Annotated in this window: 8 protein-coding genes; 6 read left to right on the top strand and 2 right to left on the bottom strand. The window is 52.2% G+C overall.

Annotated elements, in window-relative coordinates:
* Positions 1-98: 98 nt before the first annotated feature.
* Entirely contained in the window at positions 99-437 is a 339-nt protein-coding gene (gene hspQ / locus A918_RS0116500; protein ID WP_022712123.1) for a heat shock protein HspQ, read from the bottom strand.
* Positions 434-1,705 carry a UbiH/UbiF family hydroxylase gene (locus A918_RS20850; RefSeq protein WP_022712122.1) on the bottom strand — a complete coding sequence of 424 codons (1,272 nt, stop codon included), beginning with the start codon at positions 1,703-1,705 and terminating at the stop codon, positions 434-436. The genes hspQ and A918_RS20850 overlap by 4 nt, the downstream gene beginning before the upstream one ends.
* Before the next feature lie 301 nt (positions 1,706-2,006).
* Between A918_RS20850 and pcsA the strand changes: the two genes are divergently transcribed.
* From pcsA to A918_RS0116465, 6 genes are all read left to right on the top strand, one after another.
* Entirely contained in the window at positions 2,007-2,759 is a 753-nt protein-coding gene (gene pcsA / locus A918_RS20845; RefSeq protein WP_022712121.1) for a phosphatidylcholine synthase, read from the top strand.
* Positions 2,760-2,774: 15 nt separating this feature from the next.
* The gene (locus A918_RS0116485) at positions 2,775-3,749 is read left to right on the top strand and encodes a quinone oxidoreductase (protein ID WP_022712120.1); all 975 of its coding nucleotides are present in this window, start codon (positions 2,775-2,777) and stop codon (positions 3,747-3,749) included.
* 167 nt (positions 3,750-3,916) lie between these two features.
* Positions 3,917-5,476, top strand: a complete 1,560-nt coding sequence (locus A918_RS0116480) for an ABC transporter ATP-binding protein (protein ID WP_022712119.1) — start codon at positions 3,917-3,919, stop codon at positions 5,474-5,476.
* Positions 5,476-6,567, top strand: coding sequence for an ABC transporter permease (locus A918_RS0116475; RefSeq protein ID WP_022712118.1), 1,092 nt, complete (start codon positions 5,476-5,478; stop codon positions 6,565-6,567). The genes A918_RS0116480 and A918_RS0116475 overlap by 1 nt, the downstream gene beginning before the upstream one ends.
* Before the next feature lie 3 nt (positions 6,568-6,570).
* Positions 6,571-7,491, top strand: a complete 921-nt coding sequence (locus A918_RS0116470) for an ABC transporter permease (RefSeq protein ID WP_022712117.1) — start codon at positions 6,571-6,573, stop codon at positions 7,489-7,491.
* Between the two features lie 85 nt (positions 7,492-7,576).
* The coding region (locus A918_RS0116465; RefSeq protein ID WP_022712116.1) for a BMP family ABC transporter substrate-binding protein at positions 7,577-8,585 on the top strand (1,009 nt) is incomplete at its 3' end.

The raw sequence follows: 8,585 nt of genomic DNA, 5'->3' as shown, positions 1-8,585 counted from the left end.
GGATCTTCGCCGCGCATAATTAAAATAAGAAAAGGCCGGAGCAATCCGGCCTTTTTGTTTATTATCAATGTATTGCAATAAAAATGTAACGTATTGATTTAATTCAATGGTGCAGCTTTAAAGCGATATTCGCCCTGACTGTCGATGTCGAAATAGTCACCTATTTGCGGGTGGCGCAGCGGTTCGCCGCTTTCATCTTCTTCCAGATTTTGCTCGGAAACATAGGCTACGTAATCCGTTTCCTCATTCTCCGCCAGCACATGGTAGAATGGCTGCTCACGTTTCGGGCGTGAGGCTTCGGGAATGGACATGTACCATTCTTCCGTATTGGCGAATTCCGGATCAACGTCGAAAATGATACCGCGGAACGGTAACAGGCGGTGACGCACCACCTGTCCGATCTGGAAACGTGCATATTTTACTTCAAAAGCACTCATTGTGATCCGTCGTGATGTGGCGTGACAATTGGCAGTGTCGTCTTCTTATTCGCTGCGGAGAAAGATGGCAGGAGAGCTTTGAAGCCGCCACCAGGACGCAGCCCCTCACGCATGAAGAAAGCGCGCAGCGGCGGCACAACACGCAGGATTTCCAGTCCCGTGCCGCGAATGATCTGCGCAGGCAGGAAATCTGAGAGTAGCGTGCGGTTCAGCACATCGACCGAGCCGGTACGTGCCAGAATATCAGGGCGGCGACCACTGTCATAAGCGCGGATAACGCGATCAGAACCGGCATCCTGTTTATCTTTGTTCAGTGCGGAGGTCAGAGTTTCCACATCACGGGTGCCGAGATTCAGGCCTTGTGCACCGATTGGCGGGAAAACATGCGCTGCTTCGCCGATCAGAATGGTTCTCTTGGCCGCAAATTTCAGCGGCACCAGACCAGAGAGCGGCCATGCCTGCTGTTTGGTATCAACTGTAATCTGCCCGAGCATGGATTGCATTTTTGTTTCAATCTCACGGGCAAGCTGTTCGCTGTCGAGTGCCATCAGCTTTTCAGCATGGCGCGGATTGGCAACCCAGACAAGGCTGGAGCGATTGCCGGGAAGCGGCACCTGCGTGAAAGGACCATCCTCGGTGTGGAATTCGGTCGAAATATTCTGATGCGGAACTTTATGGCTGAACGAGCACACAACTGCCGTTTGCGGATAGCGCCAGCGGCGGGTTTGAATGCCGGCTGCATCACGCGCTAAACTGTTGCGGCCGTCAGCTGCCACAACCAGTGGAGTGGTCACAACCTGTCCGTCGCTGAAAGTGACAGAAATATTGTCTGCATTATGCTGATAGGCGGTGGCATTGCTGAAATTACGGGCAATGCGCGGATGCGCGGTTACAGCTTCATGCAGCACCCGGTTCAGCACCAGATTGGGAATATTATAGCCGAAAGCTTCTGTGCCGATTTCAGAAGCGCGGAATGTCACCGCAGGACTGCGGATCAGTCTGCGGGTGCCGTCAACAATACGCATGGAGGCGAGGGCGGCTGTATCCGGACGGATCGTCTGCCAAACGCCGAGACTGTCGAGATATTCAATAGCAGGCATCATCAATGCTGTGGTGCGCCGGTCATCCTGATCGCTTACCGGACCCGCAAGCAGAATATCATAGCCCGCCTGCGCCATCGCCAGTGCCGCAATCATTCCCGCAGGGCCGCTGCCGCTCACAAGAATGCGCGCCGAAGTGAACTCTGATGAATGAACGGAGCCTGACATAATGCACCTCTTTGTTATCCGGATTTTGACAATCAAACAGTCAAATCACCGGAATATCCTGCTAATTTTTAAAAACCATAAGCAGATTTGCCTGCTCATTCTTTTAGGCCATAAGTCGCCGTTACGACACTAAAAACATATGCTTAAAGCGGAGATAGTCACGAATAGCAGGTAACTTCTTTGGATGAGCGACATTTTGTCTATTTTTCAAGTCAGCTTTTCTTGCACTTTTGGTGTTTTTCGACAAAAGCTGTCAGGACTGATAATTCATTAATTTTTTGTAACAGAATCGGCAAAGATCTTGAAAGCGAAACTGACAGACAAACTGAAAGCTAAAAAAGTCACTCTGCCTCAGGTCAGGGCTTTTTCTGTTCACCTGTTAACGGCTTCCGGCTCCTTTCTGGCCTTTCTGTCACTGGTTGCTGCCAGTGAAGAAAACTGGACGGCAATGTTTCTCTGGCTCGGGCTGGCACTTTTCGTCGATGGTATTGACGGGCCGATCGCCCGCAAGCTGGAAGTGAAATATGTGTTGCCGAACTGGTCGGGCGAGCTTCTCGATAATATCATCGATTATGTCACTTATGTGCTGATCCCCGCATTTGCGCTCTATCAGAGCGGTTTCATGGGGCACGGCCTGTCATTCCTGTCCGGCGCGATCATTGTTATCAGCAGTGCGATTTATTATGCTGATACCGGCATGAAGACCAAAGAAAACTTCTTCAAGGGTTTCCCTGTGGTCTGGAATATGGTGGTCTTCACCCTGTTCATCGTCGGTCCGGGTGAATGGACAGCTTTTGCGGTTGTTGTTGTCTCGGCGATCTTGTCATTCATGCCGCTGAACTTTCTGCATCCGGTGCGCGTGGTGCGTTTGCGTCCGCTCAATCTCACAGTGTTTCTGCTGTGGTGCGTTTTCGGTGTGGCGGGTATTTTCTATCAGATGGATGCGCCGCTCTGGGTGCGCATCGGTATCTCCGTCACCGGTATTTATCTCTACTGCATCGGTATCGTGATGCAATTCCTGCCTAATCTTGGTCTTAAAACTGCTGCGAAATAACAGGGAATTCTGACAATGATAAATGCAATTCTGATCCGTGAAACCGGTGGTGCCGATGTTCTGAAATATGAACAGGTCGAACTTGGGCAGCCTAAAGCAGGCGAGGCACGTATCCGCCATGAAGCGGTCGGATTGAATTTTATCGATGTCTATTTCCGTATCGGTCTTTATAAAGCACCGCAACTGCCTTTCATTCCGGGGCAGGAGGGCGCAGGTACAGTCGTCGCTGTCGGTGAAGGCGTGACGAATGTGAAGGTCGGTGACCGTGTGGCCTATACAGGTGCTATGGGTTCTTATGCGGATGAACGGCTGATTGCTGCGGATCGTCTGGTTAAAGTGCCGGAGAATATGGATCTGCGCCTTGCCGCATCCATGATGCTGAAAGGCATGACAGCCTATTATCTGATTAACCTGACCTACAAGGTGCAGAAGGGCGATACGATCCTGATCCATGCCGCCGCCGGCGGCGTCGGACAGATTGCCGGACAGTGGGCGAAACATCTTGGTGCAACAGTCATCGGTACTGCCGGATCGCAGGAGAAAATCGATCTCGCGCTGTCCCTCGGCTATGACCATGTTATCAATTACCGTGAAGATAATTTCGTCGAGAAGGTGAAGGAAATCACCGGCGGCAAAGGCCTGCCGGTGGTCTATGACAGTGTTGGCAAAGATACGTTCCCGGCATCACTGCAAGTTCTGCAACCACGTGGCTTGTTCGTGAGCTATGGCAATGCATCGGGGCCGGTGCCGCCATTTGAGCTGGCACTGCTCAATCAATATGGTTCGCTTTATGCAACCCGCCCGACGCTGGGCTCTTATATTGCTACAAGGGAAGAGCTGGAACGTGCGGCGCAGGCGCTGTTTGATGTGGTTGCCAGCGGCGCAGTCAAAATCAATGTCAATCAGACTTATGCATTGCGGGATGCAGCACAGGCGCAGCGCGATCTCGAAGCGCGCAAAACCACCGGCACAACGATACTGATCCCGTAAAATCATTTTCAGATTTGAAAAACAATATTCCGGCGAAATCTGATTTCGCCGGAATTTCTTTATACATCTTGCAAAAAGTGTTCATAGAATTGTTATAAATTACTTTTCGGCTTTCCTATTTTTTTGACTGTGGCATAAGGTGGGCGGAAGAAATGTCTAGGGGACACATGACAGAACCTTCCGCAAAACCTCAACAATTACTGGCTGAGCAATTACTGGATGTACGGCGTTTAACCAAACAGTTTGGTGCGCTGAAAGCATGTGACCAGATTGATCTGACGATTGAACATGGCGAAATCCACGCGCTGCTGGGGGAAAACGGCGCAGGAAAATCCACGCTTGTCAAAATGTTGTTCGGCTCTTTGCAGCCACAGGATGGTGAGATTTTCTGGAAGGGACGCAAAGTCCGCATGAGTAATCCGGCCTATGCCCGCAAGCTCGGCATTGGTATGGTTTTTCAGCATTTCTCTCTGTTTGACAGTCTGACCGCTGCAGAAAATATCGCGCTGTCACTGGATGCGGGGCTCTCCCTCAATGAAGTTGCGCAAAAAGCTTCGCAGATCGGTGAGACTTACGGTCTGCCGGTCGATACCAATGCGCTTGTCGGCGATTTGTCAGTTGGTGAGCGCCAGCGCATCGAAATTATCCGCTGCCTGTTGCAGGAGCCGGAACTTATTATTCTCGACGAGCCGACATCAGTTTTGACCCCTCAGGAAGCGGACAAGCTGTTTATCACGCTTAATCGCCTGAAAAGCGAAGGCAAATCCATTCTCTATATCAGCCACCGGCTGGAAGAAGTGAAGCAGATTTGTGACCGCGCAACCGTGCTGCGTCATGGCAAAGTCGTGTCCCATTGCACGCCTTCGCAAGAAACCGCAGCGTCGCTTGCCCGTATGATGGTTGGCGAGGATGTGGCACTGGTTGAACGTCCGAAAGCTGAATTGAAGTCAGCGGAACAAGCGACATTGCTGGAGATTGACGGGCTTTCACAGGCACCGCGCGGACCATTCTCAACGGCCTTACGTAATATTTCCCTGAATGTCGCTGCCGGTGAGGTCGTGGGCATTGCCGGTGTTGCAGGTAACGGCCAGAGCGAGTTTTTTGAAGCTGTATCCGGCGAGTTGCGGCAGGATCAGGCATCGACCATCCGTATTCGCGGGCAGCAGGCAGGTCTTGCCGGTATCACACAGCGCCGGATGCTGGGCGCAGGTTTTGTGCCGGAAGAACGTCTGGGACATGGCGCTGTGCCGGAACTGCCGCTGACGGATAATCTGTTTCTGTCGCGTTACCGTACCGATGCAAAAATGTTCCTGAAGGGTGGCTGGTTCAAAATTATTTCGCAATCTGCATTGTCTTCCGCTGCCAAACGCATCAATGCGATGATGGATGTACGCAAAAATGCGGAAAATCCGGTGGCCGGTGCACTGTCCGGCGGCAATTTGCAGAAATTCATTATCGGCCGTGAGCTGGATCGCAACCCGTCTGTTCTTGTCGTCAATCAGCCGACATGGGGCGTGGATGCCGGTGCGGCCATGCGTATTCGTCAGGCATTGGTGGATCTGTCACGTCAGGGTTCTGCCGTGCTGGTCATCAGTCAGGACCTTGATGAATTATTTGAAATTTGTGACCGTATCGCAGTGATGCATCATGGTCAGTTATCCGAAGCCATGCCGCGCGATGTTGTAACGGCTGAAAAAATCGGCCTGATGATGGGCGGGGCAGTCTGATGCGTATTGAACTGATTAAAAGACCACAACCCTCACGTTGGTTCAGCGCAATTTCTCCGCTGTTAGCACTGGCGCTTGCAATGATTTGCGGCGCCATTTTGTTTGCGCTGATGGGTAAAGATCCTTTTGCTGCACTCCATGCGTTCTTCATTGAGCCGCTGCTGGATATGTGGTCGATCCATGAATTGCTGGTCAAAGCTGCGCCGCTGATCCTGATCGCTGTCGGGCTTTCAGTTTGCTATTTGTCGAATAACTGGAATATCGGTGCCGAAGGTCAGCTGACCATGGGCGCGATTACCGGTTCGATCCTGCCGATATTATATCCGGACGTTCAGGGCTGGTATGTTCTGCCGCTGATGCTGCTGATGGGGATGGTTGGCGGTGCGCTTTATGGTGCGGTACCGGCTCTTTTAAAAACCCGTTTTAATGCCAATACGATCCTGACCAGCCTGATGCTGGTCTATGTAGCGCAGTTCTTTCTGGACTGGCTGGTGCGCGGGCCTTGGCGCAATCCGGAAGGTAATAACTTCCCGGAAAGCCGTCAGTTTCATGAATATGCTGTGTTGCCGGAAATCTGGTCGGCCGCAGGGCGTGCGCATTGGGGCTTCATCTTCGCAATTATTGCCGCATTCCTGCTGTGGTTCATGCTGCACAGCACCCTGAAAGGTTTTCAGATCAAGGTTGTCGGGCAAAGCCCGCGTGCAGCGCGTTTCGCCGGTTTCAGTGCGGGCAAGATTACATTCTTTGCCTTTATGGTCTCCGGTGCGCTGGCAGGTCTTGCCGGTATCAGCGAAGTGTCCGGCGCTATCGGTCAGCTGCGTACGACAATCACACCGGGCTACGGTTTTACAGCGATTATTGTTGCCTTTCTCGGGCGGCTTAATCCGCTGGGTATTATTGCGGCCGGTCTGGTGCTGGCATTGTCCTATCTCGGCGGTGAGGCAGCACAGCTTTCTATTGGTATCTCAGAAAAATCCGCGCGCGTGTTTCAGGGGATGATCCTGTTTTTTGTGCTGGCCTGCGATACTTTCATTCACTACCGCATTCGTTTTGTCAGTCGCAGTCAGCATGATCTGCGCGGGGAGGCCTGAGCCATGGATATGACACAGGCAATTATGCTGACTATTGCAACAGCGGCCACGCCTCTGCTGATTGCTGCCATCGGCGAGTTGGTCGTTGAACGCTCCGGTGTACTCAATCTCGGTGTTGAAGGCATGATGCTGATGGGCGCGGTCACCGGTTTCGGTATCGCTCATTTAACCGGCAATGCATGGCTCGGCATGATCGCAGCAATTTTTGCAGGGGCAGCCTGCGCATTGCTGTTCGGCTTTCTGACATTGACACTGGTCACCAATCAGGTGGCAACAGGTCTGGCTCTGACTATTCTGGGGCTGGGCGCATCGGCAGTGATCGGCGAGGGCTTTGTCGGTCTTCCGGGCGTGCGCCTTGGCGCGATCTATATTCCTTATCTGAGCGATATTCCGCTGATCGGTAAATTGCTGTTCGGACAAGACCCGATTTTCTATATCGCATTATTGCTGGTTATCGGCGTCAGCTGGTTTTTGTTCCGCTCACGGGCAGGGCTTAAACTGCGCTCTATCGGCGACAATCACGGCTCCGCCCATGCGCTAGGCATCAATGTGGTGCGCACGCGTTATCTGGCCGTGCTGTTCGGTGGTGCCTGTGCAGGTCTCGCCGGTGCGCAGCTCTCCCTCGTCTATGTGCCGCAATGGGTTGAAAATATGACTGCTGGCCGTGGTTGGATTGCACTGGCTCTGGTGGTTTTTGCTTCATGGCGGCCTTGGCGTGTGCTGATCGGCGCCTATCTTTTTGGTGCAGTGACGATCGGTCAGCTCCATGCGCAGGCATTCGGCATCGGCCTGCCGCCGCAACTGTTGTCGGCACTGCCATATCTGGCGACAATCATTGTGCTGGTGATCATTTCGCGTAACCGCCGCCTGACAATGATGAATACACCGGCATCACTCGGTAAGCCCTTCGTGCCGGATAGATAATCCGGTGGCCTATTTGTACCAGACCGCTGATACATAGTCGTTTTACAGTTTTTTGATTACGGACCTTAACAGGAGAACGGGGACAATGAAGAGAACGCTAACAATTCTTGCCACTGCGGCAACGCTTGCCATGGCAGGCACCGCCATGGCTGAAGAAAAGCTGAAGGTCGGCTTTATCTATATTGGTCCTCCGGGTGATTTCGGCTGGACCTATCAGCATGATGAAGCCCGCAAGGAGCTTGAAAAAGAACTGGGTGATAAGATCACAACCAGCTATCTGGAAAGCGTGCCGGAAGGTGCTGATGCCGAGCGTTCGATTGAGCGTCTGGCGCGTGCAGGTAATAAGCTGATTTTCACGACATCTTTCGGCTATATGGATCCGACCATCAAAGTTGCGAAAAAATTTCCTGATGTGAAATTTGAACATGCAACCGGTTATAAGACAGCAGAAAACGTATCTGCCTATAATGCGCGCTTCTATGAAGGCCGTTATGTGCAGGGTCAGATCGCTGCCAAATTGTCGAAAAACGGTATGGCTGGCTTCATCGGTTCCGTGCCGGTGCCGGAAGTTGTGCAGGCTATCAACTCCTTCATGATCGGCGCGCAGTCCGTTAATCCGGATTTCAAGATCAAAATTATCTGGGCAAATTCATGGTTTGATCCGGGCAAAGAAGCAGATGCTGCCAAGGCGCTGATCGATCAGGGCGTTGACATTCTGAGCCAGCATACAGATTCCACCGCACCAATTCAGGTTGCGGCAGAACGCGGTATCAAAGCCTTCGGTCAGGCTTCGGACATGATCAAGTTCGGTCCTGAGACCCAGCTGACAGCGACAATCGACCATTGGTCGCCATATTATATCGAGCGCACCAAAGCTGTTCTCGATGGCACATGGAAGTCGCAGAATACATTCAACGGCATGAATACCGGTCTGGTTGCCATGGCACCGCTGACCAATATGCCTGACGATGTGAAAGCAATGGCTGAAGAAACCATCAAGAAGCTGACCTCCGGCGAGCTGAAGCCGTTTACCGGCCCGCTGAAAAAGCAGGATGGTTCTGAATGGCTCAAAGCCGGTGAAACCGCCGATGATA

This window comes from Pseudochrobactrum sp. AO18b (assembly GCF_000409565.1).
GTDB lineage: Bacteria > Pseudomonadota > Alphaproteobacteria > Rhizobiales > Rhizobiaceae > Pseudochrobactrum > Pseudochrobactrum saccharolyticum.
This window is presented reverse-complemented; position numbering and strand designations above follow the sequence as displayed.

Excerpts from the sequence above, each read along its gene's own strand:
- hspQ (WP_022712123.1), bottom strand. The coding sequence starts at position 437 with ATGAGTGCTTTTGAAGTAAAATATGCACGTTTCCAGATCGGACAGGTG.
- A918_RS20850 (WP_022712122.1), bottom strand. The coding sequence starts at position 1,705 with ATGTCAGGCTCCGTTCATTCATCAGAGTTCACTTCGGCGCGCATTCTT.
- A918_RS0116485 (WP_022712120.1), top strand. The coding sequence starts at position 2,775 with ATGATAAATGCAATTCTGATCCGTGAAACCGGTGGTGCCGATGTTCTG.
- A918_RS0116480 (WP_022712119.1), top strand. The coding sequence starts at position 3,917 with ATGACAGAACCTTCCGCAAAACCTCAACAATTACTGGCTGAGCAATTA.
- A918_RS0116475 (WP_022712118.1), top strand. The coding sequence starts at position 5,476 with ATGCGTATTGAACTGATTAAAAGACCACAACCCTCACGTTGGTTCAGC.
- A918_RS0116470 (WP_022712117.1), top strand. The coding sequence starts at position 6,571 with ATGGATATGACACAGGCAATTATGCTGACTATTGCAACAGCGGCCACG.